The 25,231-nt window shown below is 71.8% G+C and carries 30 protein-coding genes; 19 read left to right on the top strand and 11 right to left on the bottom strand.

What is annotated here, in order from left to right; translation table 11 throughout:
- The 5 genes from Aau02nite_RS07045 to Aau02nite_RS07025 all read left to right on the top strand — a co-directional run bounded on the left by Aau02nite_RS07045 (position 1) and on the right by Aau02nite_RS07025 (position 9,088).
- Positions 1–2,436 carry a DUF5682 family protein gene (locus Aau02nite_RS07045; protein WP_212987478.1) on the top strand — a complete coding sequence of 812 codons (2,436 nt, stop codon included), beginning with the start codon at positions 1–3 and terminating at the stop codon, positions 2,434–2,436.
- Positions 2,433–3,557 (top strand): VWA domain-containing protein, encoded by a 1,125-nt coding sequence (locus Aau02nite_RS07040; RefSeq protein ID WP_212987477.1) that lies wholly within the window; start codon positions 2,433–2,435, stop codon positions 3,555–3,557. The genes Aau02nite_RS07045 and Aau02nite_RS07040 overlap by 4 nt, the downstream gene beginning before the upstream one ends.
- 49 nt (positions 3,558–3,606) lie before the next feature.
- On the top strand, positions 3,607–5,931 hold the full coding sequence (locus Aau02nite_RS07035; protein WP_212987476.1) for a YehQ family protein: 2,325 nt from the start codon (positions 3,607–3,609) through the stop codon (positions 5,929–5,931).
- 72 nt (positions 5,932–6,003) lie between these two features.
- Positions 6,004–6,981 (top strand): zinc-binding alcohol dehydrogenase family protein, encoded by a 978-nt coding sequence (locus tag Aau02nite_RS07030; RefSeq protein WP_212987475.1) that lies wholly within the window; start codon positions 6,004–6,006, stop codon positions 6,979–6,981.
- A 100-nt stretch (positions 6,982–7,081) separates the two neighbouring features.
- Positions 7,082–9,088 (top strand): glycosyl hydrolase family 28-related protein, encoded by a 2,007-nt coding sequence (locus Aau02nite_RS07025; protein WP_212987474.1) that lies wholly within the window; start codon positions 7,082–7,084, stop codon positions 9,086–9,088.
- A 47-nt stretch (positions 9,089–9,135) separates the two neighbouring features.
- Here the strand turns inward: Aau02nite_RS07025 and Aau02nite_RS47270 are convergent, their stop codons facing one another.
- Positions 9,136–9,258, bottom strand: coding sequence for a hypothetical protein (locus Aau02nite_RS47270; protein WP_281420962.1), 123 nt, complete (start codon positions 9,256–9,258; stop codon positions 9,136–9,138).
- An 82-nt stretch (positions 9,259–9,340) separates the two neighbouring features.
- On the opposite strand from Aau02nite_RS47270, the gene Aau02nite_RS07020 reads away from it, so the two are divergent.
- From Aau02nite_RS07020 to Aau02nite_RS07000, 5 genes are read left to right on the top strand one after another with little or no spacing between them, the layout of a single operon-like run.
- Positions 9,341–9,685 (top strand): ArsR/SmtB family transcription factor, encoded by a 345-nt coding sequence (locus tag Aau02nite_RS07020; RefSeq protein WP_212987473.1) that lies wholly within the window; start codon positions 9,341–9,343, stop codon positions 9,683–9,685.
- Positions 9,682–10,143 carry an SRPBCC family protein gene (locus Aau02nite_RS07015; RefSeq protein WP_212987472.1) on the top strand — a complete coding sequence of 154 codons (462 nt, stop codon included), beginning with the start codon at positions 9,682–9,684 and terminating at the stop codon, positions 10,141–10,143. Before Aau02nite_RS07020 ends, Aau02nite_RS07015 begins: the two co-directional genes overlap by 4 nt.
- Complete coding sequence (locus Aau02nite_RS07010; RefSeq protein WP_246594954.1) at positions 10,136–10,564, top strand: DUF6069 family protein; 429 nt, start codon at positions 10,136–10,138, stop codon at positions 10,562–10,564. Before Aau02nite_RS07015 ends, Aau02nite_RS07010 begins: the two co-directional genes overlap by 8 nt.
- Positions 10,565–10,584: 20 nt before the next feature.
- Positions 10,585–11,388, top strand: a complete 804-nt coding sequence (locus Aau02nite_RS07005; RefSeq protein WP_212987471.1) for an MOSC domain-containing protein — start codon at positions 10,585–10,587, stop codon at positions 11,386–11,388.
- 31 nt (positions 11,389–11,419) lie between these two features.
- Positions 11,420–12,577, top strand: coding sequence for a Gfo/Idh/MocA family protein (locus Aau02nite_RS07000; RefSeq protein WP_212987470.1), 1,158 nt, complete (start codon positions 11,420–11,422; stop codon positions 12,575–12,577).
- On the opposite strand, the gene Aau02nite_RS06995 is transcribed toward Aau02nite_RS07000, so the two are convergent.
- On the bottom strand, positions 12,574–13,254 hold the full coding sequence (locus Aau02nite_RS06995; RefSeq protein WP_212987469.1) for a TetR/AcrR family transcriptional regulator: 681 nt from the start codon (positions 13,252–13,254) through the stop codon (positions 12,574–12,576). The genes Aau02nite_RS07000 and Aau02nite_RS06995 overlap by 4 nt on opposite strands.
- A 92-nt stretch (positions 13,255–13,346) precedes the next feature.
- Between Aau02nite_RS06995 and Aau02nite_RS06990 the strand changes: the two genes are divergently transcribed.
- Positions 13,347–14,084 carry an SDR family oxidoreductase gene (locus Aau02nite_RS06990; protein ID WP_212987468.1) on the top strand — a complete coding sequence of 246 codons (738 nt, stop codon included), beginning with the start codon at positions 13,347–13,349 and terminating at the stop codon, positions 14,082–14,084.
- A gap of 85 nt (positions 14,085–14,169) precedes the next feature.
- Here Aau02nite_RS06990 and Aau02nite_RS06985 read toward each other — a convergent pair whose 3' ends face one another.
- The 3 genes from Aau02nite_RS06985 to Aau02nite_RS06975 all read right to left on the bottom strand — a co-directional run bounded on the left by Aau02nite_RS06985 (position 14,170) and on the right by Aau02nite_RS06975 (position 16,035).
- The gene (locus Aau02nite_RS06985) at positions 14,170–14,940 is read right to left on the bottom strand and encodes a hypothetical protein (protein WP_212987467.1); all 771 of its coding nucleotides are present in this window, start codon (positions 14,938–14,940) and stop codon (positions 14,170–14,172) included.
- Between the two features lie 74 nt (positions 14,941–15,014).
- A complete protein-coding gene (locus Aau02nite_RS06980) occupies positions 15,015–15,320 on the bottom strand; it encodes a hypothetical protein (RefSeq protein WP_212987466.1) in 306 nt (101 codons plus the stop codon).
- A gap of 73 nt (positions 15,321–15,393) precedes the next feature.
- Positions 15,394–16,035, bottom strand: coding sequence for a DUF305 domain-containing protein (locus Aau02nite_RS06975; RefSeq protein WP_246594953.1), 642 nt, complete (start codon positions 16,033–16,035; stop codon positions 15,394–15,396).
- 152 nt (positions 16,036–16,187) lie between these two features.
- Here Aau02nite_RS06975 and Aau02nite_RS06970 point away from each other — a divergent pair, with 152 nt between their 5' ends.
- Together Aau02nite_RS06970 and Aau02nite_RS06965 are read left to right on the top strand one after the other, a co-directional pair.
- Positions 16,188–17,630 carry an LVIVD repeat-containing protein gene (locus Aau02nite_RS06970; RefSeq protein WP_212987464.1) on the top strand — a complete coding sequence of 481 codons (1,443 nt, stop codon included), beginning with the start codon at positions 16,188–16,190 and terminating at the stop codon, positions 17,628–17,630.
- A gap of 144 nt (positions 17,631–17,774) precedes the next feature.
- Entirely contained in the window at positions 17,775–18,284 is a 510-nt protein-coding gene (locus Aau02nite_RS06965) for a class I SAM-dependent methyltransferase (RefSeq protein WP_212987510.1), read from the top strand.
- On the opposite strand, the gene Aau02nite_RS06960 is transcribed toward Aau02nite_RS06965, so the two are convergent.
- From Aau02nite_RS06960 to Aau02nite_RS06950, 3 genes are all read right to left on the bottom strand, one after another.
- Complete coding sequence (locus Aau02nite_RS06960) at positions 18,285–19,058, bottom strand: M15 family metallopeptidase (RefSeq protein WP_246594952.1); 774 nt, start codon at positions 19,056–19,058, stop codon at positions 18,285–18,287.
- 158 nt (positions 19,059–19,216) lie between these two features.
- Entirely contained in the window at positions 19,217–19,525 is a 309-nt protein-coding gene (locus Aau02nite_RS06955; RefSeq protein WP_212987462.1) for a DUF3618 domain-containing protein, read from the bottom strand.
- Positions 19,522–19,950: a phage holin family protein gene (locus tag Aau02nite_RS06950; RefSeq protein ID WP_212987461.1), complete on the bottom strand. Its 429-nt coding sequence runs from the start codon at positions 19,948–19,950 to the stop codon at positions 19,522–19,524. The genes Aau02nite_RS06955 and Aau02nite_RS06950 overlap by 4 nt, the downstream gene beginning before the upstream one ends.
- 184 nt (positions 19,951–20,134) lie before the next feature.
- On the opposite strand from Aau02nite_RS06950, the gene msrA reads away from it, so the two are divergent.
- From msrA to Aau02nite_RS06935, 3 genes are all read left to right on the top strand, one after another.
- Positions 20,135–20,638: a peptide-methionine (S)-S-oxide reductase MsrA gene (gene msrA, locus Aau02nite_RS06945; protein ID WP_212987460.1), complete on the top strand. Its 504-nt coding sequence runs from the start codon at positions 20,135–20,137 to the stop codon at positions 20,636–20,638.
- Between the two features lie 96 nt (positions 20,639–20,734).
- The gene (locus Aau02nite_RS06940) at positions 20,735–21,088 is read left to right on the top strand and encodes a hypothetical protein (protein WP_212987459.1); all 354 of its coding nucleotides are present in this window, start codon (positions 20,735–20,737) and stop codon (positions 21,086–21,088) included.
- 35 nt (positions 21,089–21,123) lie between these two features.
- Positions 21,124–21,771 (top strand): 4a-hydroxytetrahydrobiopterin dehydratase, encoded by a 648-nt coding sequence (locus Aau02nite_RS06935; protein ID WP_212987458.1) that lies wholly within the window; start codon positions 21,124–21,126, stop codon positions 21,769–21,771.
- 17 nt (positions 21,772–21,788) lie between these two features.
- Here the strand turns inward: Aau02nite_RS06935 and Aau02nite_RS06930 are convergent, their stop codons facing one another.
- Entirely contained in the window at positions 21,789–22,178 is a 390-nt protein-coding gene (locus Aau02nite_RS06930) for a MarR family winged helix-turn-helix transcriptional regulator (RefSeq protein WP_212987457.1), read from the bottom strand.
- A gap of 101 nt (positions 22,179–22,279) precedes the next feature.
- Between Aau02nite_RS06930 and Aau02nite_RS06925 the strand changes: the two genes are divergently transcribed.
- Together Aau02nite_RS06925 and Aau02nite_RS06920 are read left to right on the top strand one after the other, a co-directional pair.
- Positions 22,280–23,704 (top strand): MFS transporter, encoded by a 1,425-nt coding sequence (locus tag Aau02nite_RS06925; RefSeq protein ID WP_212987456.1) that lies wholly within the window; start codon positions 22,280–22,282, stop codon positions 23,702–23,704.
- Positions 23,705–23,844: 140 nt separating this feature from the next.
- On the top strand, positions 23,845–24,624 hold the full coding sequence (locus tag Aau02nite_RS06920) for a CYTH domain-containing protein (protein WP_212987455.1): 780 nt from the start codon (positions 23,845–23,847) through the stop codon (positions 24,622–24,624).
- A gap of 3 nt (positions 24,625–24,627) precedes the next feature.
- Here Aau02nite_RS06920 and Aau02nite_RS06915 read toward each other — a convergent pair whose 3' ends face one another.
- Positions 24,628–24,771, bottom strand: coding sequence for a hypothetical protein (locus tag Aau02nite_RS06915; protein ID WP_212987454.1), 144 nt, complete (start codon positions 24,769–24,771; stop codon positions 24,628–24,630).
- A gap of 80 nt (positions 24,772–24,851) precedes the next feature.
- On the opposite strand from Aau02nite_RS06915, the gene Aau02nite_RS06910 reads away from it, so the two are divergent.
- Positions 24,852–25,028: a DUF1059 domain-containing protein gene (locus Aau02nite_RS06910; RefSeq protein ID WP_212987453.1), complete on the top strand. Its 177-nt coding sequence runs from the start codon at positions 24,852–24,854 to the stop codon at positions 25,026–25,028.
- Positions 25,029–25,031: 3 nt separating this feature from the next.
- Here Aau02nite_RS06910 and Aau02nite_RS06905 read toward each other — a convergent pair whose 3' ends face one another.
- Entirely contained in the window at positions 25,032–25,193 is a 162-nt protein-coding gene (locus tag Aau02nite_RS06905) for a hypothetical protein (RefSeq protein WP_212987452.1), read from the bottom strand.
- Between the last annotated feature and the right edge of the window lie 38 nt (positions 25,194–25,231).

Raw genomic sequence — 25,231 nt, 5'->3', positions numbered from 1 at the left:
GTGACGGTCACGTTCATCGGGGTCCGCCACCACAGTCCGGCGTGCGCCCGGCTGGTCGCCGCCACGATCGACGCGCTGCGGCCCGCGTACGTGCTGATCGAGGGGCCGGCGGATCTCAACGAGCGGATCGGGGAGCTGCTGCTCGGCCACGAACTGCCGGTCGCGGTGTTCAGCAGCTACCGCGACGGCGAGCGGCGGCACGGGTCGTGGGCGCCGTTCTGCGCGTACTCGCCGGAATGGGTGGCGCTCACCCACGGCCGGGCGGTCGGTGCCGAGCTGAAGTTCATCGACCTGCCCGCCTGGCATCCGGCGTTCGCCGGGCTCAGCAACCGCTATGCCGACGCCGAGCTGCGCTACGCCGACGTGATGCAGCGGCTGTGCGGCAGCTTCGGCGTCGACAACGTGGACGTGCTGTGGGACCACCTGTTCGAGATCGCCGCCGACGACGAGCTGGCGGAACGGCTCGCGGTCTACTTCGATCTGGTACGCGGGGAGTCGGCGGCCGGGGAGTCGGACACCGCACGTGAGGCGTACATGGCCCAGTGGGTGCGGGCCGCGGCCGCCGAGGCGGGGGAGCGGCCGGTCGTGGTGGTGACCGGCGGGTTCCACCGGCCCGCGCTGGTGTCGGCGCCGGCCGCCGCGGGCGACTCGGCGGCAGCGGGGTGGCCCGAGGTGCCGACGCTGCCGCCGGACGCGGTGGGCGGGAGTTTCCTGGTGCCGTACTCGTTCCGCCGGCTGGACGCCTTCGACGGCTACCAGAGCGGGATGCCGTCGCCCGGCTACTACCAGGAGCTGTGGGAGTCGGGGCCGCAGGCGGCGGCGCGACACCTGACCGAGTCCGTGGCGGGACGGCTGCGCGAACGCAAGCAGCCGGTGTCCACAGCGGACCTCATCGCGGCCCGGGTCACGGCGGAGGGGCTGGCCGCCGTACGAGGACATCGGCATCCGGCCCGGACGGACGTGCTCGACGGGCTGGCGTCCGCGCTGGTGAGCGAGGCGCTGGACGTACCCTTGCCGTGGGCGGCCCGGGGCACCCTGCGGACCGGCAGCCATCCGGTCGTGGTCGAGATGGTCGCCGCGCTCAGCGGTACGCGCGTCGGCCGCCTGCACCCCGACACGCCCGCGCCGCCGCTGGTGCACCACGTCAACGCCGAGCTGGAACGCCTCGGCCTGGACGGCCCGGACGACCTGGAGCTGGATCTGACCGTCGCGGCCGACCGGGCCCGCAGCCAGGTGCTGCACCGGGTCAGGGTGCTGGCGGTGCCGGGATTCCGCCGCGACTCCGGGCCGGCCACGGGTCTCGACCCGGTGCTGAAGGAACGCTGGACTCTGCGCCCCAGCCCGGAACGGCTCACCACGTTCATCGAGGCCGGCGCGTACGGCGCCACCCTCGCCGACGCGTGCGCGGCCGTCCTGGCCGAACGCGCCACCCGGGCCGGCCGGGACGTGGACCTGCTCGCAGGCGTGCTGTTCGACGCGGCACTGTCGGGCACGGCCGACGTGTCCGAGCAGACGCTGACCGCCATCGAGACCACCGTCGCGGCGGCGGCGGACCTCGGAGCACTCGGCCGGATGCTCGCGGTGGTCCTCACCATGTGGCGGCACGACCGCATTCTGGGCACCGCGCACAGTGCGACGCTCGCGGTGGTCATCGTCGCGGCGGTGCGCCGGATCCTGTGGCTGGCCGAGGGGGTGCAGGGCCGGTCCGCGGCCGCTGACCTGGGCCGGATCGGCGCGCTGGCGGCCTGCCGTGACGCGTTGCGGTACGGCCGTCCGCAGCTCTCGCTGGACTTGACGGCCGCGCTGGAGGTGGCGGCCCGGCTCGCGGCCGACGGCGACGCACCGCCTGATCTGCGCGGCGCGGCTTTCGGTCTGCGCTGGGCCCTGCAACCACCACCCCCGGCGGGCGATCCGCCCGAGTCCGCGAGTGCTCCGCTTGAGTTCGAGGGCGATGCGCCGGAGTCGGTGGGTGCTTCGCTTGAGTCCGCGGGTGCTCCGCTGGATTCTGTATCGGCGGCGGCGGCGGTTCGCGAGGCGGAGTCCGGGCTCGGTCGGCCGGATCCGATGCGTGCGGTGCGGGGTGCCTTCCATCCTGAGTCGGCGGGTGATTGGCTGGCCGGTCTGTTCGCCCTCGCTCGGGAGGAAGTACTGCACACCCCGGCGGTGATCGGGCTGCTCGACGAGCTGCTGTCCGGGATGGCGGCTGACGACTTCCTCGTCGCGGTGCCGGGACTGCGGCAGGCGTTCGAGTTCTTCCCGCCGCGCGAGCGGGAGATCATCGCCGGCCGGCTGCTGGAGCGGCGTGGCCTCGGCGGCACCGGGCGCGGTCTGTTGCGCGGGGTCACCGATCCGGAGCTGGTCGCCGCCGGGATGCTGCTGGACGACCGGGTCGACGCCGTACTGCGCCGCGAGGGACTGACGGGTGGGAACGCATGACTGATCCGGACCTGGAACGGTGGCGGCTCGTGCTCGGCGCGCCCGCCGCGTCGATGGGGCCGCTGGGCGCGGACGGTCTTGCCCGCGACGCGGCGCTGGACTGGCTCTACGGCCGCGACGCCGACCTCGAGAAACGCGACGTGCGACGCGGCGACGGCCGGGCCGGCGGTGACGGGCCGTCCTCGCTGACCACAGTGGACTGGCTCAACGACATCAGCCGCCTCTTCCCGCGGGAAACCGTGGAACGGCTGCAGCGCGACGCCATCGAGCGCTACGAGATCAACGACATCGTCACGGATCCGGCTGTGCTGGAACGGATCGAGCCGAACCCGGCGCTGCTCAAGGCCGTCCTGCAGACCAAGCACCTGATGAACCCCGAGGTGCTGCGGCTGGCCCGGCGCATCGTCGAAGCCGTCGTGCGCGACCTGATGGCGAAGATGGCCACCGAGGTGCGGGCGGCGTTCACCGGCACCCGGGCCCGGCGGCCGAGCCGGTGGAAGCAGGCCCGGGACTTCGACATGACCCGGACCATCCGCGCCAACCTCGGCCACTACCGGCCGGACCAGCGACGCCTGTTCATCGAGACACCGCACTTCTTCTCCCGCACCCGCAAGCACGTCGAGCAGTGGCAGGTGATCCTGCTCGTCGACCAGTCCGGTTCGATGGTCGACTCGGTCATCCACTCCGCGGTGACGGCCGCCTGCCTGTGGGGCCTGCCGGGTGTCCGGACCCACCTGGTCGCCTTCGACACCGACGTGGTCGACCTGACCAGCGAGGTCGACGACCCGGTTGAGCTGCTGATGAAGGTCCAGCTCGGCGGGGGCACCGACATCGGCCGGGCGGTCCGCTACGGCGCCGGCCTGATCGACCAGCCCCGCCGGGCGATCGTCGTGCTGATCACCGACTTCTACGAGGGCGGGTCGCCGGCGCTGCTGATCCGTACGGTCCGGGAACTGGTCGAGCAGGGCACCAAGGTCCTGGGCCTGGCCGCGCTGGACCAGGACGCCAACCCCAGCTACGACCGCGACACGGCGCAACGCCTGGCCGACGTGGGAGCTTCGGTGGGCGCCATGACGCCGGGCCAGCTGGCGGCATTCGTCGCCGAGCAGGTGGGCCGATGAGCGCCGACCGGGCGGATGAACGTACCGCCGCCGCCGAGGGGAGGCCGGCGTGAGGGCGGACCTGCGGGCGTTGACGCCCGCGACGCTGGCGGAGCTGACGAACCGCGGCCTGGTCAAGCGGGCGACCCGCGAGATCGAGAGGTCGGCCCCGGCAGTCACCGAGGACGCCGAAGCGACGGTCCACGCCACCTACGACGACGGCGTGACCACCGCCCTGCCGGTAGGGGGTCTCGACCAGGGTCGATGCAGCTGCGGCGCTCCGGGCGTCTGCCGGCACATCGTCGGCCTGGTTTTGACCTATCTGAGCCTCCCCGGCGAGACCGCGCGCCCTACACCCGGCCATCCGGACGGTCATCCCGACTCCCGCGGGCCGGACGTCTCGTCGAAGCCGACCGCCGACCACCCGGATCCCGGGACGGCTCCGGCGGCTGGTCGGCCGAACCCTCCGGTGGCTCGGGCTGACGGTCGCCCGGATGCCGCGGCGGAGGCGGCCGGCGGTCAGCCGGATTCCGCTGAGGTGCCGGTCGGCGGCCAGCCGGATTCCGCGGCGGAGGCGGTTGGCGGTCAGCCGGATTCCGCGGCGGCGCTGGTCGGCCGCCATCCGGATCTCTCGGGTGGGCCAGCAGCTGGGCATCCGGATGTCTCGATCCAGCCGAGTCCCGGCGATGGCAAGGTGGCAGCACGGCCGGCTCCGACCAGCCAGCCCGCCACCGGCGCACCGGCGGCGGCCGGGTGGTCACCGGGCGAGTTCACCGATGACCAACTCGTCGCCCGGATCGGTCAGCGCATGGTCGCCGCCGCCCGCCGGGTCGAGCGCACCGGATACGTCGCGCGGGTGCACCGCGCCCGGCCCGGGGATCCGGTGCCCAGCGTGGAGTTGCCGACCGCCACCGTGCGCTTTCTCGTACCCGGTGATCTGGGTTTTGCCCGGACCGACGCGGTCGCCGGAGTGCGCGATGACGTCCTGGCCCTCGCCGTCTGGGCCTTCCGGGAAGCCGACGTTTCCTTCCCCGGCGAGCCCGACGCGCAGGTGCAGGTCGGCGGCACCGCAGCCGGAGCCGGTGCCCCCGCCCTGGACGCGGCCGTCGCCCTCGCGAGCGTGGTGCTGCGCGAAGGAGCCGTCCACATCGGATCGGGCGTCGCGGCCGAGGTGACCGCGGTGCGTCGTTCGCTGGAGGCCGCCCGGATGCGCTGGCCACTTCTCGTGGTCGACGACCTTGTCGCGCAGCTGGCGGCCTACCGGGACCGGAGTGCCCGCTACCGCCCCGAGGCGCTGGCCGAACACGTGGCCGAGCTGCATGCCCGGCACCGCGCCGTGACCAGTTCCGGAGCCGGACGCCGCACGTTGCGGTCGCGTGTGCTCGGCACCGATGAGGCTTCCGAGACGCCGCTGCGCCGGGCCCGGCTCGACGGTCTCGGGGCCCGGGTCTCCGCGGCCGGTGGCGAGCGGATGATCGAGGTCTTCCTCGCCCATGCCGACAGTGCCACCGTGCTCGTGTTGCGCCGTTCCTACGAGACCGGGGACGCCGGGCCGGTGCTGGCCGCCCGGCGGGTGGCCGGGGTCAGCATCGGTGCCCTGGCCGGCGGGGCCGTGGTCACCGAGTCCGCCGCTCGCAGCGCGAGCCGGGCCGTTCGTCTCGGCACCCGGCGGTTGAGCCGCACCGAGGCGATGACGTCCCGGGGTTCCTGGCAGGACCTGCCCCGGGCGCTGATCGCGGACGATCTGGCCGCGCTGGCCGGGGAGCTCGACGCGCTGCCGCCGCGTCCGGTCCGGGCCCGGGTCGAGGCTGAGCTGGTACGGGTGATCCCGGTCGCCGAGGTGCACTCGGTCACCTACGCACCCGGCGCCCAGCGCCTCGATGCCGTCATCGCGGACGCCGCCGGGGTCACTGCCGTGGTGTCCGCCACCCACGCCTCCTGCGCTCCCGGCCGCCTCGACAGCATGGCCGCCGCCCTGCGCGGCGAGCTCCGTTACGTGGCCGGGAGTGTCCGCCGGGGCGGTGGTGGCGTGGTGATCGATCCGATCGGCTTCGCCGTCGACGGTGCCGTGGTGGTTCCGGATCTCGCCGAGGCCGGCCGCGGCGCCGAACCCGACGACGCTGCGGCTCCGACCACGGATGCGATCGGGCTGGCCCTGGCGGAGGCCGCGGCGCTGCTCGCCGAGCTGGCGCACGGCGGTCTTCAGCACGCGTCGGCCACCGTGCCGGGCCGGCTGCGCGCAGCGGCGGGACGGCTGCGCAAGGCCGGGTTGCGCCGGGTCGCCGAGACCGTCGAAGCCCTGGCCGGGCGGCTCGGGCCGGACCCCGGTGACGCGGCCGTCGAGGCGTGGGTCGACGCCCACCTGCGGGTCAACCTGGCGGCCGACATGCGGTGAGCGGAGTGTGCGCAAGGCCACCGGGTCTTCCCGGTCCGGCCGGACTACATTGCTTCCATGGAATCTAATTCTATGGAAGCGATCGTACTGGACGCGCCGGGTCCGCCCGAGGCGCTGCGCCTCCGTCAGCTGCCCATTCCGGTGCCGCGGCCGGGGCAGGTGCTGATCCGGGTGAAGGCTTTCGGGCTGAACCGTTCCGAGCTGCACACCCGGCTCGGGCTCGCCGACGGCGTCACCTTCCCGCGGGTTCCCGGCATCGAAGCCACCGGTGTGGTCGCCGCGGCACCCGGTGGCGAGTTCGCCGTGGGGCAGCAGGTCTTCGCGATGATGGGCGGGATGGGCCGCACCTTCGACGGTGGTTATGCCCAGTTCACCTGCGTCCCGGCGGCGCAGGTGATCGCCTTCCGCAGCGACCTGGACTGGGCCACGCTGGGCGCGGTGCCGGAGATGCTGCAGACCGCGTACGGTGCGCTGACCGACGGCCTCGACGCCCGGCCGGGCCAGTCGCTGCTCGTGCGGGGTGGCACCTCGTCGGTGGGCATGGCCGCCGCGATCCTCGCGAAGCGCCGCGGCCTGACCGTGCTCTCCACCACCCGCAACCCCGCCAAGGCGGACGCGCTGCGGGCCATCGGGGTCGACCACGTGCTCATCGACGACGGTGACGTGGCCGCGCAGGTGCGGGCGATCCTGCCCGAGGGTGTCGACAACGCCCTGGAGCTGGTCGGCACCCCCACCCTGCCCGACACGCTGCGGTCCACCCGCAAGTTCGGTGTCGTCTGCATGGCCGGGATGCTGTCCAACGTCTGGACCGTGCCGGACTTCTATCCCATCGGCTACCTGCCGCGCGGCGTCCGGCTGACCGGTTACGGGGGCGACGCCGACGATCTGCCGCCGGCCGTTCTCCAGGACTTCCTCGACGCGGTCGCCGCGGGGGAGGCCGTCGTGCCGCTGGATCGCACCTACCGGTTCGACCAGATCGTCCAGGCGCACACGGACATGGAAGCGGGCGTCGCCGTCGGCAAGTTCGTGGTCCTGGTAGAGACCCTCTGAAAGAAGCGAGCAGAAACACGAAATTAGTCGACAGGCCCTTGTGGAGTTCGTCACAGTCGACCTAAGGTCAGGGCGCTCCCCGAGAGAAATGAGCTCCTCGATGTCTGTGAATGCGAGGTGGCCCGTCCTGGCTACCGCCTCCCTGGTCGGGCTGGGACTGGTCTTCGGCGCGGGCGTCCCCGCAGATGCCGCCCCGGCTGCCCCCGTCGTGACCCGCGCCGGCCTCGACCCCGCCCTCGTCGCCGGCCGCGGCGCGACAGTGGACTTCGCCGAGCAGGAGGCGGAGAACGCCACCTTCACCGGCTCCCGGATCGGCCCCGACCGCGCCGCCTACACCGTGGCCGGTGAGGCCTCCGGGCGTACGGCCGTCAAGCTGACCCCGGGGCAGTACGTCGAGTTCGTCCTGCCCGCCGCGGCCAACGCGATCACGGTGCGCTACAGCATCCCCGACGCTCCCACCGGCGGCGGGATCACCGCACCCCTGAAGGTCGCGGTCAACGGCAAGCGGGCCGGCACGATGACGCTGACCTCGCAGTATGCGTACCTCTACAACCAGTACCCGTTCAGCAACGACCCGACCGCGGACCTACTGCACCCCGACTGGTGGATCACCGAGTGCGGCTGCGTACCGTCGGCCACCACGCCCACGCCCGAGATCGTAAAGCCGTTCCGGCCGATGCACTTCTTCGACGAGCAGCGGATGCTGCTCGGCCGCACCTACCGCGCGGGTGACCGGATCCGGCTCACCGCCTCCGCCGGCGCCGCGTGGACGGTCATTGACCTGCTCGACTCGCAGCTCGTCGCCCGCCCGCACGTCGACCTGGTCGCGGCCAACGTGCTGCTCTTCGGGGCCGACCCGACCGGGCGGCGCGACTCGGCCGCGGCCTTCGACAGGGCGATCGCCTTCGCCAAGCGGGCCCGGGTCGAGGTCTACGTGCCGCCGGGCACGTTCCAGGTGAACCGGCACGTCATCGTCGACGACGTGACGATCGAGGGCGCCGGCAGCTGGTACACGATCATCAAGGGCCGGCAGGTCACGCTGGCCGAGCCCGCCCCGGACGGCTCGGTGCACACCGGCGTCGGGTTCTACGGCAAGGACGCCGCCGACGGGGGCAGCCGCAACGTGCACCTCAAGGGCTTCACGATCGAGGGTGACGTCCGCGAGCGCATCGACACCGACCAGGTGAACGGGATCGGCGGGGCGCTCAGCGACTCCAGCATCGAGGGCCTGTTCATCCGGCACACCAAGGTCGGCATGTGGTTCGACGGCCCGATGCGCAACCTGCGGGTCACCGGCAACGTGATCGTCGACCAGATCGCCGATGCCCTCAACTTCCACACCGGGGTCACGAATGCGGTGGTGCGCAACAACTTCATCCGTAACACCGGCGACGACGGCCTGGCCATGTGGTCGGAGAAGACGGCGAACGCGGGCAACACCTTCGACCACAACACCGTGCAGACGCCGACGCTGGCCAACGGCATCGCCATCTACGGCGGCACCGGCAACACCGTGTCGGACAACCTGATCGCCGACCCGGTCCGGGAGGGCAGCGGCATCCACGTGGGCTCGCGGTTCGGCGCCGAGCCGTTCGCCGGCGAGCTGACGATCAAGAACAACACAGTGGTACGGGCGGGCACGTTCGAGCTCAACTGGAAGATCGGTCTCGGCGCGATCTGGTTCTACGCCCTGGACAAGAGCATCGACGCGCGTATCCGGGTGACCGGCGACCACTACCTGGACAGCACCTACAACGCGATCATGCTGGTCAGCGACTGGGGAGTGAAGGACCTCTACTCGATCAACGGGGTCGCCTTCCAGGACATCCGGGTTGACGGCACCGGCACGTCGGTGCTCAGTGCCCGGGTGGCCGGCTCGGCCTCGTTCGCCAACGTCGATGCCCGCAACGTCGGTGCCGTCGGTATCAACAACTGCGGCTCGTTCGGCTTCAAGCCGACCGGCTCGGAGTTCACCGTGACGGACCTCGGCGGCAACGACGGCGGCGGCACGACCGGCCCGTGGCTGGCTCCCTGGGAGCTGCCGAACACGATCACCTGCGACGACCGTCCGCCGGTGGTCGCGCCGCCGGCTCCCACCACCTGGTGAGGGCGGGCTGAGCGGAGGGCGGGCGGCCACGGGGGTCGCCCGCCCTTTCAGCGCGCGAACAGATTCGCGCCGAGGGTGCACAGCACCGACAGCAGAATCGAACCCAGGACCATGAACAGGCAGCCCATGCCGCCACCGAGCGGCCGAACCTCGACGTTTCCGAATCGCATGGGCGCCGGGTACCCGCGAGCGGGGCCGCCAATCCGCCGAGTGTTGTTGAACTGAGTGGTTCAGTGTCGTAAGGTGAACCACATGGTTCAGCAAGAGGTTCTCGACCGGGTGTTCGCGTCGCTCGCCGACCAGCAGCGCCGCCGGATCCTGGTCCGGCTCGGCGAGGGTCCGGCGACCATCGGCGAGCTGGCGGAGCCGGTCGGGATGACCCTGACCGGCATGAAGAAGCACGTCCAGGTGCTCGAGGACGCGGGCCTCGTCGTCACCGAGAAGGTGGGGCGGTCGCGGCAATGCCGCCTCGGCCCGGCGCCACTGGACGACGCCCTGGCGTGGATCGCCTTCTACCAGCGGCTCTGGGCCCGCAAGCTGGACGGCCTGGACGCCTATTTCACCCTCCGCAACGGCACGGAAGGAAACGCATCGTGACTATCGACATGCGCATGACCCGGCAGCTCCCGGCCACCCCGGCCCAGGTCTTCGACGCCTACACCGACGCCGAGCAGCAGAAGATCTGGTTCAGCATCCTCGACGAGCAGCCCGGCATCGTGGAGATCGAGGTGGACCTGCGGGTCGGCGGTCAGCAGACCGCGGTGTGGGGTCCCGACCGTGACACCCTGTTCCGGGAGACGCAGACGTTCGTCGAGATCGACCGGCCGCACCGGCTGGTCACCGAGTCCACCGGCACCGGCCCGGACGGCATGACCATGAGCACCCGGATCGAGATCACCTTCGAGGCGGCCGGTGACGGCACCCTGATGACCGTCGTGCAGAGCGGTTTCCCGGTGCCCGAGGTCCGCGACTTCTTCGTCACCGAGGTGTGGGCCGGAGCCTTCGACCGCATCGAGGCCTTCCTGGTCCGCGGGACGGAACCGGCGGATGCCTAGGCGGCTGCTGGTCATCGCGGCCGCCGTCGGCGCGGCGGTGCTGGCCAACCTGATCCTGTACGGCATCGGCCGGGCAGCCGGCGGCACCTTCCGCTTCACCTCGCCCTCCGGCCCGGCCGAGGTGGACGGCGTCACCGTGGCGGCCTTCAGCGCCCTGCCGTTGCTGGCCGGGCTCGTGGCGGTGGCGCTGCTGTCCCGCTTCGGTGCCTGGGTGGTCCGTACCGCGCTGATCGCCGGTCCGGTGCTGGCCGTCGCCACGATCGTCGCCATGACGCTGCCCACGGACCTCGACACCACCAGCAAGGTGACGCTGACCCTCTGTCACCTGGTCCTGGTGCCGATCATCATCGTCGCCGTCCGGGTCCTCGGCCGGCGTGAGGAGGTGCCGAGCCGGTCCGGCGCCATCACCCGACCGGCCTGAGGACAAATAGGATCCAGGGCATGCCGAAAATCGTCGCGCTCCGGCGCTATCCCCTCAAGAGCGCGCTGGGCGAGTCCCTCGACGCGGCCGACGTGGACCGCACCGGCCTGTCCGGCGACCGGATCTGGGCCTGCGTGGACGGCGGGGACGGGATGGTCGGCAGCGCCAAGCACCCGCGTCGCTGGGGCCGGCTCCTCGAGATCGGCACGTCCCTGCACGAGGACGAGCTGACCTTGCGGGTCGGCGCGGCCACCGTACGAGCGGGCAGCGAGGCGGCCGACGCGGCCCTGACCGCCCACCTGGGCCGGCCGGTACGGCTCAGCCGGACTGCGCCGGCCGATCCGCACCTGCACCGGGTCCTGCCCGACGACGCCGGCATGGTCCCGGAGTGGATGGCCGGCAGCCTGCCCGGCGAGGAGACGGTCAGCCCGGTCGGCGGGGTGGAGCGGCTCGGCCGGTTCGCCGACTACGGGGCCCTGCACATCGTGACCACCGGTGCCCTGGCCGAGCTCAGCGAGCGTGCCGGCGCAGCGGTGCCGGCGGCCCGCTTCCGCCCGAATCTGATCCTCGATCTGCCGCGGGACCCGGAGCCCGGCGAGGAGCTGCGCCTGGGCGACGTGGTGCTGCGGATCGACCTGCCCACCCCGCGCTGCGTCATCCCCGGCCTGGGCCAGGGCGAGCTGCCGGCCGACAAGTCCGTGCTGAGCAGCCTGGCCCGGCACTACCGCATCCAGGTTCCCGGTCTCGGCCGGGCGGCCTGCTTCGGCACCTACGCCGACGTCATCCAGCCCGGCCGGCTGGAGGTCGGTCAGCTTCTGCACTAGCGGGGCGCCGGAGCTGGGGCAGACTGGCCGGATGAGTCGAGAAGCCCTCGGGGTCGCCGTCGCCGGTTTCGGCTGGATGGGCCGGGTGCACACCCAGTCCTACCTGCGGGTTCCGCACCATTTCCCGCAGCTCGGGGTCCGGCCGGAGCTGGTCGCGGTGGCCGACGAGGTGCCCGGCCGGGCCGCCGGGGCCGCCGAGCAGTACGGCTTCGCCGCGGCCGTCCTGGACTGGCGCGACCTGGCCACCGACCCGCGCATCCGGGCGGTGAGCATCACGGCGCCCAACTTCCTGCACCGCGAGCTCGGGGTGGCGCTGGCGCGGGCCGGCAAGCACATCTGGATCGAGAAGCCGGTCGGTCTCGACGCCGCGGACGCGCAGGCGGTCGCCGCGGCGGTTCGCGAGGCAGGGGTCCAGGGTGCCGTCGGCTTCAACTACCGCAACGCCCCGGCGGTGGCCGCCGCCCGCGATCTGATCGCCGCGGGCGAGCTGGGCACGGTGACGCACGCCCGGTTCCGGCTGTTCAGCGACTATGCCGCGCATCCCGAGGGCGCGCTGAGCTGGCGCTTCGAGCGGGCCCGGGGCGGCAGCGGCGTGCTCGGCGATCTGGCCGCGCACGGCGTCGACCTGGTGCGGCACCTGCTCGGTGACATCGACGCGCTGGTGGCGGACACCGCGACGTTCGTGACCGAGCGGGCCCGGCCGACCGGCGCCACCGCCGGGCACACCCGGGCCGCCGGCGGGGAGCTCGGCCCGGTGGAGAACGAGGACTACGTCTCCAGCCAGCTGCGGCTCGTCTCGGGCGCCCGCGTGGTGCTGGAGGCCAGCCGGGTGGCCGTGGGTCAGCAGAACAACTACGGCTTCGAGGTGCACGGCACGCGCGGCGCGGTGGCGTGGGACTTCCGCCGGATGGGCGAGCTGAGCCTCAGCGCCGGCGACGGCTACCAGGACCTGCCGGTCAGAACCGTCTACGTCGGGCCGGAAGCCGGCGAGTACGCGGCGTTCCAGCCGGGCGCCGGCATCGCGATGGGCTACGACGACCTGAAGGTCATCGAGGCCTACCACTTCCTGCGGTCGATCGCGGAGGACAAGCCGTACGGCGCGACCCTGGACGACGCCGTGCACAGCGCACTGGCCCTGGACGCGATGGCGCAGTCGGTCACCAGCGGCGCCTGGGTACGCCTGCGTTAGCCGGTGATGCGGCCCAGCCACTCGCCGAGCAGGGACCGCTCCGCGTCGGACAGCCCGGTGAGCTGCGGCAGCGCGGCCCGCAGGGCGATGGCGTTCCCGGCCACGCCGTCCTGGCCCGCGGCGGGGGAGTCCGTCGTCACGGCGGCGATGACCGACTCGCGGGCCAGCGTGGACAGGGCCGGGTCACGCTGCTCCGGCAGCATGCTGTTGAGCTGGAAGGTCACGCCCGCGCCGGCCGAGTGGACCAGGTGCGCGGCGCGTTCCTCGCTGACCCGCAGGCGGCCGGCCTCCGCGATCCGGCGCACCAGGCCGGCCAGGATCACCGCCGCCTCGCGGGCGGCCGGTGACTGCGCGCCGGGCCGCGGCTCGCCGTAGATCAGCGCGTAGTACGCCGGGTTCCCCACGCCGAAAGCGACGTGCAGGTCCCAGCCCCGGCGCAGGTCGTCGACCGGGTCGTCGCTGCGCTCGAGGGTGGCCTTGCTGCGCAGATAGGTGCTGAAGCCGTGGCTCGCGACCGCGTCCAGCAGGCCATGCTTGTCACCGAAGCTGCGGTAGATGGTGGGTGCCTGGACGCCGGCGGCCGCGCTGACCGCGCGGGTCGACACCGCTTCCCGGCCGCCCTCGGTGAGCAGGGCGGCGGCTGCCTCGATGATCCGTTCGCGGGTGGTCGGAGGCATGTAGCGGTGATAACACTCTAACGTTAGCAACTTGACCGTAACGACGAGAACATGATTGCGTTATCGACGTAGCCAGCTCAAGGAGAGTCATCATGACCGGCAACGAATCCCGGGTCGCGATCGTCACCGGCGGGTCCCGCGGCATCGGCCGCGCGGTCGCCGAGCGCCTCGCCGCCGACGGGCAGAGCGTCGTCATCGTCTACGCGGGTAATGAGGCCGAGGCCGGGAAGGCGGTGGCGGCCATCGAGGCCGCCGGCGGCAATGCGGCCGCGGTCCGGGCCGACGTGGCCGACGAGACCGCCGTCCGCGCGGCCTTCGACCTGGCCGAGCAGCGGTACGGCGGCGTCGACGTGGTCGTCAACGCGGCCGGCGTCATGCCGCTCGCACCCATCGCGGAGCTGGACCTCGACGAGCTCGACCGGGTGCACCGCACCAACATCCGCGGCACCTTCGTGGTGGACCAGCAGGCCGCCCGCCGGATCCGGCCCGGTGGCGCGATCATCAACTTCTCGACCTCGGTGACCCGGCTCAACCTGCCGACCTACGCGGCGTACGCGGCCAGCAAGGCGGCCGTGGAGGCGATCAGCCCCATCCTGGCCAAGGAACTGCGCGGCCGTGACATCACCGTCAACGCGGTGGCCCCGGGCCCGACCGCGACCGCGCTGTTCCTGGACGGCAAGGACGAGGCGACCGTCGAGCGGATGTCCAAGATGAACCCGATGGAGCGGCTCGGGCGCCCGGAGGACATCGCGGAGGTGGTCTCGTCACTCGCCGGCCCGGCCCGATGGATCAACGGCCAGACCATCTACGTCAACGGCGGCGCGGCCTGAGGACCCCCGCCGGACCCGAGACGCCGCTCAGGCGGCAGCTCGACGCCGCGCAGGCCGGAACGGGACGCTGCTCGGGCGGCGTTGCTCAGGCGGTGGCGGGGACGCGGCGGGTGCTGCGGGCCGGACGGTCGTTCTCCGGCAGGACCGCCCGGGCCGCCTCGGCCAGGGCCTCCGCGCTGGCGACCTCCTGACGCAGGCTGCGCACCGCGGCGGTCGCGACGTCCGAGGCCTGCCAGGCGGCCTGCTCGGCGTCGAGCGCGTCCTGGTAGGCGCTGAAGCGGTGGGTGACGGCGGCCCGGGCCAGGATGAGCTCCTGCTCGACCGGGTGCAGCGCCGGGTCCCAGCCGTTGCGGTGGGTCAGGGCGTCCAGCAGCTGGGTGTCGGAGAGGTCGCCCCGGCGGTACGCGGCCTGGGCGGAACGGCGCAGGGCCTGAGCCCGGTCCGCGCGCTCCTCGTCGGTGATCGGGGCATGCGGCACCCCGTACGCGGCGGCGCGGCGGGCCCGGGCCAGACCCGCGTCCGCCTGCTGGTAGGCCTGCCAGGCGCCTTCGACGGCGGCCTGGGCCCGCTGGCATTCCTCGCGGCGGCGTTCGGCGGTGTTGGCCGCGCCCCGGGCCGCCACGGCGATCTCCTCGGCGTACCGGATCGCCTCGGCGGCCTCCGCGGCCCGGCGCTCCGCCTCGGCGCGCTTCTGCGCCGCATTGGCGGCCAGCCAGGCGGAGATCTGCCGGGGGCGGTGCACGCCGCGGGGCAGGGCCAGCGCGAAGAGCGCGACGACGGCCAGCAGGATCAGCGTGAGCCAGATGGCGGCCATCCGGCCGCTGTTGCCGACGATGATGTCCACAGCAAAGTCCATGATCTATCCCTTGTCCACCGCGAGAGGTCGGTAATCGAGCACCCTCGAACTGCGCCGAGAGCGTGACGAGACGTTCAGGCGGTGGCGGGCGGACCCCGCGGCGCGGTGGCCGCGGTGCTGACCTGGTCGGTCAGGAGGGGAGTGGCGAGCCGGACGGGCCCGGCCGGTGCCTGGGCGGCGACCGGCGGGTCGGTGACGATCTCCTCGGGAACGAGCGGCGCGGGCGCCGGAGCGGCCGGGGCTGCTGCCGCGGCGGTGACCGGCGCCGGCAGGGGGCCGGTGACCGGGCCGGCCGCGGTCGGCGCACCGAGTAGCGCGGCCAGGAACAGGGAGACGACGAGCGGCAGCCGCGTACGGCGCACCACGCTCCTCATATCCACACCGGACAACCTATCGGTGAACCGGGGGCGCACGCATCTCCAGTGCTCGATCAGGTGACTGACGCAACAAGCATCAGAGCTGCTCCAGCCGCCGGATCTCGCTGCCCTGCTCCACGGCCATCTCGTTGGCCGTCTCGCGGAGCAGTTCATCGCTGCCGCCGCCCAGCAGGTCGCCGGCCATCTGGATCGCGCCCTTGTGGTGCGCGGTCATCATGGCGACGAACTTGCGGTCGAACTCGGCGCCGCGGGCCGCGCCCAGTGCCGTCAGGTCGGCCGGGCTCTGCATGCCCGGCATGGTGCTGTGGTCGTGCCCCGGCTCGTTCTCGGGCAGGTTGCGCTCCTTCAGCCAGCGCTTCAGCCAGGCGATCTCCGGTCCCTGGGCGGCGCTGATCCGGGCGGCCAGTGCGCGCAGCCCGGTGCCACCGGCGCGTTGCGGAGCCAGGCCGGCCATCTCGATCGCCTGGGTGTGGTGCACGATCATCATCTGCACGAATGCGACATCGATCGAGTTGTACGTCGAGCCGTCGGGTGCGCGTACCTGATCCGAGTCGGTCACCCGGGCCGACTCGCCGGGCTTTCCGGGCACCACGACCCGGACCGGCGGCGTGGAACTCGCGGCAGGCCGCGGCGCGGCGGCCGAGCGGCCGTCGCCGCCCTGCGCGGCCAGCGCCGTTCCGCCGGCCGCCAGCACCACCGCAGCCGCGCTGACCAGCATGAATGTCCTCTGCCGAGTCATCGGATCCTCTCGCCCGGATAACAATGTCCCCCGCGTTCCCCGTCCGGCCACTACTGTAGCGACGAAGGTGAATGCGCACCGACCGTGAGAACATCCTGCCCCTCGGTGCGCCAGCAGCCGGAAGGAGCTCCATGAAGCACTCTGCCTCACGAGGGCGGCAGCTCAAGCGCCTGGCGGGCGTCAGTGCCGCAGCAGTCCTCATCGGACTGTTGTCGGCGCCGTCGAGCAGCGCCGCGCAGGCCCCCGCCCTCGACCCGGGCACCCCGCCCGGTGTCGACGAGGTCGCCAGCACCCCCAACCTCAACCTGGTCGCCAATCTGCCGAAGACGGGCCCGTTCGCCGACTCCACGAACTCGGACCTCGCCTTCCAGGACGATTTTGCATACGCCGGTAACTACAACGGCTTCACCGTCTACGACATCAAGGACCCGGAGTCGCCGACCGTCGCCGCGCAGGTGCTCTGCCCCGGCGCGCAGAACGACGTTTCGGTCAAGGGCAACCTGCTGTTCCTGGGCACCGACTCGCAGCGGACGAACGACTCCTGCGACAACACCGGCTCCACCACCGCCGCGCCCGGTGAGCGGTGGGAGGGCATCAAGATCTTCGACATCAGCGACCCGCGGACGCCGAAGTACATCAAGTCGGTCAAGACGGACTGCGGCTCGCACACCCAGACGGTGGTTCCGGGCAAGAGCGGCGACAACTCGGTCTACCTGTACGTCTCGTCGTACAACCTGGCCGGCGCGGACCTGCCGAACTGCCCGCTGCCGCACGACAAGATCTCGATCGTGCGCGTGCCGGTGCAGAACCCCACCGCCGCGGCCGTGGTGTCGACCCCGGTGCTGTTCCCGGACGGCGGTTACCCGGGTGGCACCGAGGGGCAGTCCGCGACGACCGGTTGCCACGACATCACCGCGTACCCGGAGAAGGACATCGCGGCCGGCGCCTGCATGGGTGACGGCGTGCTGTTCGACATCTCCGTGCGCAGCGCCCCGAAGGTGATCACCAGTGTCCGGGACACCGTGAACTTCGCGTTCTGGCACTCGGCCACCTTCAACAACAGCGCCACCAAGATCGTCTTCACCGACGAGCTCGGCGGCGGCGGCGCGGCCACCTGCAACCCGGAGATCGGCCCGACCCGGGGCGCCGACGCGATCTACGACATCGTCGGCAAGGGCAAGAACCGCAAGCTGGAGTTCCGCAGCTACTTCAAGATCCCGCGGACCAACACCGAGAACGAGAACTGCGTCGCCCACAACGGCTCGCTGATCCCGGTCCCGGGCCGCGACATCATGGTGCAGGCGTGGTACCAGGGCGGCATCTCGGTCTGGGACTTCACCAACTCCCGCAAGCCCAAGGAGATCGCCTACTGGGAGCGTGGACCGCTCTCGGCCGACAGCCCCGTGCTGGGCGGCTCGTGGTCCGCGTACTGGTACAACGGCTACATCGTCTCGAATGACATCGTCAAGGGACTCGACGTCCTGAAGCTCAAGGACCGGCGGACGAACCCGGCCCGTAACTTCCTGACGGACGAGTTCAACGCGCAGACCCAGGACAACTTCCGCAACTGGTGAGTCCCGGATCAGTGTGGGCCCGGTCTCTTCGCGAGACCGGGCCCGTTGCGTCTGGCAGTGTTCGTGGACGTGGAGAACCTCTGGCTTCAGCAGATCGCGGCGAACCCCGGCCACTCGCAGTGGTACGTCGAACGCTTCCGCACCATGGCGAGCAACGGCGCCGACCTCGGCGGCGAGGCCCGCCTGATCGACGCGATGGTCCCGCGCGGCGCGCGCATCCTCGACGCGGGCTGCGGCACCGGCCGGGTGGGCGGCCGGCTCGCCGCCGCCGGTCACCAGGTGACCGGCATCGACCTGGACCCGGAGCTCATCGCCGCCGCCCGGCAGGACTATCCGGACACCGACTGGCGGGTCGGTGACCTGGCCGAGCTGGAACTGCCGGACCGCTTCAATGTGATCGTCTGCGCCGGCAACGTGATGACCTTCGTGGCCCCCGACACCCGCGGCGAGATCCTCCGGCGGATGCGCACCCACCTGAGCGCGAACGGCCGGGTGGCGATCGGCTTCGGTGCCGACCGGGGATACCTGTTCGACGACTTCCTCGCCGACGCGGTCGCCGCCGGACTGGTCGGTGACCTGCTGCTGGCCACCTGGGACCTGCGCCCGTACACCCCCGGCGCGGACTTCCTGGTGGCCCTGCTCAGGCCGGCCTGATCAGCGGTTGTTCATGCTGAAGTGCATGTCGTCCTTCAGGCTCTTCCAGCGTCCGCCCCAGTAGAAGCCCTGGTCGGTGAAGGCCCGGACCGCGCCGGTCGCGTGCATCATGCCGCGGCGGTAGACGTCGCGGCGCAGGAAGTCGGTACCGGCGGCCGGGTCGACGTACGAGCCGCGGACCATCGGGTTCTGCACCGGGTTGACGTCGATGGCCTTGCCGTAGGCGTGCTGTGACCAGGTCCTGCTCCCGCTGACCACCCGGCAGTTGTAGCCCGAGGTGACCGCGCTCATGTCGGAGATGTAGGGCGCGTTGAGCGTCATCGGGCTCATCCCCTGGATCCGGAACCGCATCCGGTACAGCGTCCGGAACGCCCCCTGGGTGCGGGTGGCGATGCTGCGGTGCACGACGATGCTGCCCTGGTGCGGGACGCCGTAGAAGTCGATGTAGGTGACCCAGACTTTGCGGAGGTCGGCCGGGCGTACCGGGCACTTCCTGGCCGGGTCCCAGTTGACCGCGGCCGGCGTCACGGCCTCGATCGTGGAGCGCCAGCCGGAGAGCCGCCCGGCGGCCGGCCGGGCGAGGTTGAGCACACCGTCCGGGTGGGGCTGGTTCGGCTTGACGATGCCGTTCCAGGCGCGCAGGTCGCGCGGGCGCAGCCGGTGGGCCCGGGCGATGCTCTTGATGGTCTCGCCGGGACGGACCACGTGATAGGCGGGCGCCGCGTCGGCCGGGGTCACCGCGGCGGCCGGGGCCGGCGGGGCGAAAGCCGTCACGATGGTCAGGACAAGCGTACTGAGCAGGGTGGGCAGTCTTTTCACATGCCCCATTACGCCAAGAAACAGCGCGGAAATCTGGCGAAACCGGAAAACGGTTCGCTTAACGCCGGTGGCCCGCCCCGGATCCGGGACGGGCTACCGAGCACATCTCGAAGTCAGCGGCGGCTGCGGCGGATCAGCACCAGCGCCACCATGGCCGCGGAGGCGACCGCGGCGATCACGGCTACCGGCACGGGGCGCCGTACCGTCGTCGCGGCGCGGTCCCGGACGGTGCCCGCCAGAGCGGTCGTCCGGACAGCGACATCGGAGGCCTTGGCGCGTACGCGGGCCTTCACGTCGGTCTTCGCGGCCAGGGCCGCGGCGGTCTGGCCCAGGTCTTCCCGGGTACGCGCGATCTCGGCCTTGAGCTGCGCCGGATCCTGCGGGGCCGTGCCGTTCGCCCGGGTGGTGGTGTCGCTGCTCACCCGTGCCTCCCGTCCCGGACGGCGGCCTTGACCGCGTCCACGTCCCGCTTGCTGCTGTCGACCGCGGCGGTGGGCGCCGGCGGTACGGCCTGCTGGACCTGCTTCTTGCCCAGCAGCGCGGCCACGCCGGCGAGGGCGAACACCACGACGGTGACCACGAGGGCCGCCAGCCAGGCCGGCCACACGACCGCCAGGGCCGCTCCGATGGTCACGAGCAGGGCGCCCACGCCGTACATGGCCAGCACGCCGGCCCCGCCCAGCAGCCCGGCGCCGGTCCCGGCGCGCTTGCCCTTCTCCACCATCTCCACGCGGGCGAGCGCCAGCTCGTCCCGCACGAGGGTGGACACCTGCTCGGTCATCTGGCTCACGAGCTGCGCGGTCGACGCCTCCGCCGGCCACACAGTGCGCGACTGTGTATCGGTCATGATCATCTCCATCCTGCGTCCGACGCCGACCTGTGCTGACCAGCGCGTCAGCTCTCTGACGTACCCACCGCCCGGGTGGCTATGCCCACCGGCGGCAACCGCACCTGATCGGGTCACCGCGAGCTACGGTTCTTCAGGCAGGCCGCCGCCGTCGGGCAGGCCGCTGAGAAAGAGGTGTATCGCGATGACCGCAGAGAAGGCCGTACTCGCCGGAGGCTGTTTCTGGGGGATGCAGGACCTGATCCGCAAGCGCCCGGGCATCATCTCCACCCGGGTCGGCTACACCGGTGGCGACGTGCCGAACGCGACGTACCGCAACCACGGGACCCACGCCGAGGCGATCGAGATCGTCTACGACCCGGCCGTCACCTCGTACCGTGAGCTGCTGGAGTTCTTCTTCCAGATCCACGACCCGACCACGCTGAACCGCCAGGGTGGCGACATCGGGCTCAGCTACCGGTCGGCGATCTTCTACACCGACGACGAGCAGAAGCGCGTCGCGCTGGACACGATCGCCGACGTCGAGGCGTCGGGGCTGTGGCCGGGCAAGGTCGTCACCGAGGTGACCGCCGCCGGTCCGTTCTGGGAGGCCGAGCCCGAGCACCAGGACTACCTCGAGCGCATCCCGAACGGTTACACCTGCCACTTCGCGCGGCCGGGCTGGAAGTTGCCGCACCGCGCCGGCTGATCCCCCGCACGCGCACCCTCGTCCTGACGGGCCGGGACCCGGTCGGCGGATAATCTGCCTTCCGGTTCCCGGCCCGTACGTTCAGAGTGGAGTGTTGTGAAGCTGAGTCTCAACAAGCGTCAGGTCATCATCGCGGGAGTGGTGCTCGCGGTGGTCCTGGTGGGGCTGGCGGTGGGCCGGTCGGCCGGCGAGGAGCAGGGCGGCGGCGTGCTCGACGCCCCGGCCGAGCGCGCGTGCACCGACTTCGCCGACGGTTACCCGGAGGCTCGCACCGCGGCGGCCCGGCTGGCGCTGGCCGACAAGGTCAGCAAGTCGGCCGCCGGCAGCGACAACGAGGCGATCGCCGACCGGGTCCTGGCCGTGGGCCGCAGCGCCAACGAGAGCACCACCGCCTGGAAGGCCGACGCCACCGCCCTGACCAAGGCCTGCCGGGACGCCGGCTGGAGCTGACTGCCGCGGCGCTGCCGGTGTGCGAGCATGCCTGCATGACCAAGCTGACGGGACAGCAGATCGCCGACCAGGCTCCGGCCGGATGGGTCTATCTGCTCGGTGGGCTGCAGACCAGGATCCGCACCCGGGACTTCGCGGCCGGGCTGGCCGTCGTCGACGCTATCGGCGCGGCGGCGGAGGCGATGGACCACCACCCTGATCTCGACCTGCGTTACACCCACGTCGACGTCCGGCTGACCAGCCATGACGTCGGCGCGGTGACCGGGCGCGACCTCCGGCTGGCCCGCACGATCTCCACCATCGCCGCCGACGCCGGCACCGCGACGGAATGCGCGAGCGTCTCCCGGCTGGAGCTGGCCCTGGACAGCCCCGACTTCGGCGCGGTCCTGCCGTTCTGGGGTGCCTTGCTGGCGATGGAACAGGCCGGGGACGAGCTGCGGGACCCGTACGGGGCGCTGCCCGTCGTGTGGTTGCAGCAGTCCGGCAGCGAGGAGCCCCGGCAGCACTGGCACCCCGACGTGTGGGTGGACCCGGCCCAGGTCCAGCCGCGGATCGAGGCGGCCGTCGCCGCGGGCGGGACGCTGGTCAGTGACGCGTTCGCCCCGAGCTTCTGGGTGCTGGCCGACCCGCAGGGCAACAAGGTCTGCCTGTGCACCTGGCAGGAGCGCTCGACGGGCGCGTGATCCGGGCTGAGCCCGCCTCAGCCGGCCGGGGCTGAGGTGCCGAGGTGCTCGGCAAGGATCGCGCGGTGGGTGGCGCGGGCGTCCGCGTGCCGCTGGAGACCCTCCTCGGTCACCGAGACGAAGATCCCCCGGCGGTCGTCCTCGCAGAGGCTGCGGCGGACGAGCCCGCCCTTCTCCAGGCGCGCCACGGTCCGGGACAGTGCGCTCTGGCTCAGGTACATGTCCGCGGCGAGCTCCTGCATGCGGCGCTTCTCACACGTCACCGTGATCAGCCGGTCGAGGGTCTCGAACTCGCCCATGGTGAGCCCGTGGGTCTCCTGCAGCGCTCGCTCCAGGTGCCCGGCGACCTCGTTGTAGCTGCTCAGCAGGGAGCGCCACCGCTCAACGAGGGCCGGCTCGGACGTCATGTCGCGCATCCTAACTGCTGAGGAAAGTAGATGCGAACAAATTATATGCAGCCGAATCTGATGCGTCGACATTTAATGCGTGCGCATGTATCTTCTGGCCCGTGACTATCTCAGAAGCCGCCCTCCCGGCGGCAGCTCCGACCACCCCGGTCGACCAGCGCTGGACCCCGCGTCTCTGGGGTGTCCTGGCGGTGCTGTGCGGGGTGCTCTTCCTGGACGGGCTGGACGTCTCGATGGTCGGCGTGGCGCTGCCGTCCATCGGCGCCGAACTCGGCCTGTCGACCACGTCGCTGCAGTGGATCGTCAACGGCTACGTGCTCGGTTACGGCGGGCTGTTGCTGCTCGGTGGGCGTACCGCTGATCTGCTCGGCCGTCGCAAGGTCTTCCTGATCGCCCTCGCCGTCTTCGCGGTGGCCTCGCTCGTCGGTGGCCTCGTCGACGACGGCACGCTGCTCATCGCCACCCGGTTCGTCAAGGGCCTGGCCGCGGCGTTCACCGCGCCGACCGCCCTGTCGATCCTGACCACCACCTTCCACGAGGGACCGGCCCGCAACCGCGCGCTGTCGGTGTTCTCCGTCTTCGGCGCGAGCGGCTACTCGTCCGGCCTGATCCTGGGCGGGCTGCTCACCAGCTTCGGCTGGCGGTGGACGTTCCTGATCCCCGTACCGCTGGCGATCGCGGCCCTGGTCGCGGGCATGGCGCTGATCCCGCGCGACCGCCCCGCCGCGGGCGGCGGCCACGACCTGGTCGGCGCCGCGACGCTGACCTCCGGAATGCTGCTGGCCGTCTACACCGTCGTGTCGGCGCCCGACCGCGGCTGGACCGACCCGCTGACCCTGGGCTCACTGGTGCTGTCCGTGGCGCTGCTGGCCGGCTTCGTCGTCACCGAGAAGCGGGTCCGGCACCCGCTGATCCGGCTGGGCATCCTGCGCACCGGCACGGTCGTGCGGGCCAACCTGAGCATGATCGCGCTGTTCGGCTCCTACCTGAGCTTCCAGTTCATGATGACCCTGTACCTGCAGAACGTCCTGCACTGGTCGCCGCTGCGGATGGCGCTCGCGCTGCTGCCGGCGGGCCTGCTGGTGGCGTTCGGGTCGCCCTTCGTGGGCCGGCTGATCGACCGGTACGGCACCCCGCGCCTGCTGATCAGCTCGATGACCTCGCTGCTGCTGGGCTACGCATGGTTCCTGCTGACGGCGGGCAACGCACCGCACTACACCGTGACGGTCCTGCCGACGATGCTGCTGCTGGGCGGCGGTTTCGCGTTCGGCTTCAGCTCGATCATGGCGCAGGCCACGCAGGGCATCGCCGACTCCGAGCAGGGCCTGGCCTCGGGTCTCGTGCAGACCTCGGGCCAGGTGGGCGCGGCCCTGGTGCTGGCGGTGCTGACCGCGCTGATCGCCGGCGGGGGAGCGGGCGGCGACTTCAGCGGCTTCCACCCGGGCGTCAACCTGGTGACCGGGGTGGCCCTGGTCGGCCTGCTGCTCAACCTGGTTCCGCTGTTCAACCGGCGCCGGCCGGCATGAACGGCCGGGTGCGCGACGCCGGTCCCGCGGCGTCGCGCACCCGCGGCCATGACGAACGGCACAGCGCTGGTACGCATGTGTTGCGTAGGCTGGGGAACCCGGACGTGTTCGACCATGGTTGACACCGGAGGAAGCCCCACATGCAGCTCGTGCAGGATCCAGCGACGAAGGCCGACGCCCAGCAGTTCTGGCAGTTACCCGGCCACCAGCTGGACCGCCTGCTCGCCTCGACCCGCCACGCCGACCGGGTGGAGCTCAAGCTCGTCGTGCCCCCGGCCGCGCATGAGCGCACGTGCGAATCCCTGGGCGTCGACTTCTCCCGGGCCTCCGCCCGCAAGGTGTACTTCCTGGACACGGCCGACCTCGAACTGAAGCGGCGCGGGGTGGTGGCGCGCATCCGCAGTGTCGGGGACCGCGCCGACGACTCGGTCGTGAAGCTGCGGCCGTGCACCGCCGAGGACCTGCCGGGGCGGCTGCGCCGGTCGAAGCGGTTCGGCGTCGAGATCGACGCGATGCCCGGGCAGTTCGTGTGCACCGGCGCGATGACCCGGCGGCTCGGCAAGAACGACGTGCGCAAGGTGGTGCGCGGCGAACGGCCGCTGCGCGCTTTGTTCGCGAAGGAACAGCTGGCGCTGCTCCCCAGCCGGATCCGCATCGACGATCTGACGATCTTCGGCCCGGTGGACGTACGGCGGCAGAAGATCATGCCCCAGGGCGCGGACTTCCGGCTGGCGATCGAGCGCTGGACGTACCCGGACGGCTCGGCCCTCCTCGAGCTGTCGACCCGCTGCGCCGCCCGGTCGGCTGTCCCGGTGGCCGCGCAGCTCGTGTCGGTGCTGCGGGCGTACGAGATCGAGCTGACGGGCGAGCAGCAGACCAAGACCCAGACGACGCTGTCCTACTTCCACTGCGCCGGATAATGCTCAGTCGGTCGGCTCGGCGCTCCCGGCCTGCGGCTCATCGGACTCCTCCGGCCCCACCCGGACATCCTGCCCCTCGGGCACCGCCGGGGCGTCACTCTGCTCCGCGCCCTCGACCATGTCCTCGGGCTGCTGCTCCACGCTCATCACGACATCCTCTCGCCGGTTGCCGCTGGTGTACCCGCTCCGCGCCGTTTCAGGCAGGCGGGCCCGGGTAGCCAGCTGCCATGGCCGTTTCGATCCGCTGCGCTGATTTCAACAACGACTGCCCCGCCCAGTTCACGACCCCGGACGAGGGGGAGCTGCTGCAGCACGTGGAGCTGCACACCAAGTCCGCCCACCAGCCGATGGACTGGACGCCGGAGCTGGCCGAGGTGGTCAAGACCCACGTCAGGCAGGTCTGAGCCTCACGCATCGTCGCGCGGCTCATCCGAGCCGGACCCGGACGACTTGTCCGCCCCCCGGCGCTGCTGGATCTCTCGGGCTGCCAACCAGCCCGCCACCACGAAGCCGATGAGCGCCGTGCCGAACTCCAGGGCGGCGGTGGCGCTCGGCAGCCAGATCAGCATGATGACAACTTCTCCCTGAGTGAGTCGTGAAGGTACGT

Origin of the sequence: Actinoplanes auranticolor (genome assembly GCF_018332655.1) — a bacterium.
Lineage (GTDB): Bacteria > Actinomycetota > Actinomycetes > Mycobacteriales > Micromonosporaceae > Actinoplanes > Actinoplanes auranticolor.
This window is presented reverse-complemented; position numbering and strand designations above follow the sequence as displayed.

Bases quoted from the DNA above. Each gene is read 5' to 3' on its own strand.
- Aau02nite_RS06915 (WP_212987454.1), bottom strand. From the start codon at position 24,771: ATGAGCGTGGAGCAGCAGCCCGAGGACATGGTCGAGGGCGCGGAGCAG.
- Aau02nite_RS07040 (WP_212987477.1), top strand. From the start codon at position 2,433: ATGACTGATCCGGACCTGGAACGGTGGCGGCTCGTGCTCGGCGCGCCC.
- Aau02nite_RS06965 (WP_212987510.1), top strand. From the start codon at position 17,775: ATGGCGAGCAACGGCGCCGACCTCGGCGGCGAGGCCCGCCTGATCGAC.
- Aau02nite_RS06985 (WP_212987467.1), bottom strand. From the start codon at position 14,940: ATGGACTTTGCTGTGGACATCATCGTCGGCAACAGCGGCCGGATGGCC.
- Aau02nite_RS06930 (WP_212987457.1), bottom strand. From the start codon at position 22,178: ATGACGTCCGAGCCGGCCCTCGTTGAGCGGTGGCGCTCCCTGCTGAGC.
- Aau02nite_RS06950 (WP_212987461.1), bottom strand. From the start codon at position 19,950: ATGACCGATACACAGTCGCGCACTGTGTGGCCGGCGGAGGCGTCGACC.
- Aau02nite_RS07020 (WP_212987473.1), top strand. From the start codon at position 9,341: ATGGTTCAGCAAGAGGTTCTCGACCGGGTGTTCGCGTCGCTCGCCGAC.
- Aau02nite_RS06920 (WP_212987455.1), top strand. From the start codon at position 23,845: ATGCAGCTCGTGCAGGATCCAGCGACGAAGGCCGACGCCCAGCAGTTC.
- Aau02nite_RS06995 (WP_212987469.1), bottom strand. From the start codon at position 13,254: ATGCCTCCGACCACCCGCGAACGGATCATCGAGGCAGCCGCCGCCCTG.
- Aau02nite_RS07030 (WP_212987475.1), top strand. From the start codon at position 6,004: ATGGAAGCGATCGTACTGGACGCGCCGGGTCCGCCCGAGGCGCTGCGC.
- Aau02nite_RS06905 (WP_212987452.1), bottom strand. From the start codon at position 25,193: ATGCTGATCTGGCTGCCGAGCGCCACCGCCGCCCTGGAGTTCGGCACG.
- Aau02nite_RS06935 (WP_212987458.1), top strand. From the start codon at position 21,124: ATGACCAAGCTGACGGGACAGCAGATCGCCGACCAGGCTCCGGCCGGA.
- Aau02nite_RS07005 (WP_212987471.1), top strand. From the start codon at position 10,585: ATGCCGAAAATCGTCGCGCTCCGGCGCTATCCCCTCAAGAGCGCGCTG.
- Aau02nite_RS07000 (WP_212987470.1), top strand. From the start codon at position 11,420: ATGAGTCGAGAAGCCCTCGGGGTCGCCGTCGCCGGTTTCGGCTGGATG.
- Aau02nite_RS07010 (WP_246594954.1), top strand. From the start codon at position 10,136: ATGCCTAGGCGGCTGCTGGTCATCGCGGCCGCCGTCGGCGCGGCGGTG.
- Aau02nite_RS47270 (WP_281420962.1), bottom strand. From the start codon at position 9,258: ATGCGATTCGGAAACGTCGAGGTTCGGCCGCTCGGTGGCGGCATGGGC.
- Aau02nite_RS06990 (WP_212987468.1), top strand. From the start codon at position 13,347: ATGACCGGCAACGAATCCCGGGTCGCGATCGTCACCGGCGGGTCCCGC.
- Aau02nite_RS06910 (WP_212987453.1), top strand. From the start codon at position 24,852: ATGGCCGTTTCGATCCGCTGCGCTGATTTCAACAACGACTGCCCCGCC.
- Aau02nite_RS07025 (WP_212987474.1), top strand. From the start codon at position 7,082: ATGTCTGTGAATGCGAGGTGGCCCGTCCTGGCTACCGCCTCCCTGGTC.
- Aau02nite_RS06975 (WP_246594953.1), bottom strand. From the start codon at position 16,035: ATGCTGGTCAGCGCGGCTGCGGTGGTGCTGGCGGCCGGCGGAACGGCG.
- msrA (WP_212987460.1), top strand. From the start codon at position 20,135: ATGACCGCAGAGAAGGCCGTACTCGCCGGAGGCTGTTTCTGGGGGATG.
- Aau02nite_RS06970 (WP_212987464.1), top strand. From the start codon at position 16,188: ATGAAGCACTCTGCCTCACGAGGGCGGCAGCTCAAGCGCCTGGCGGGC.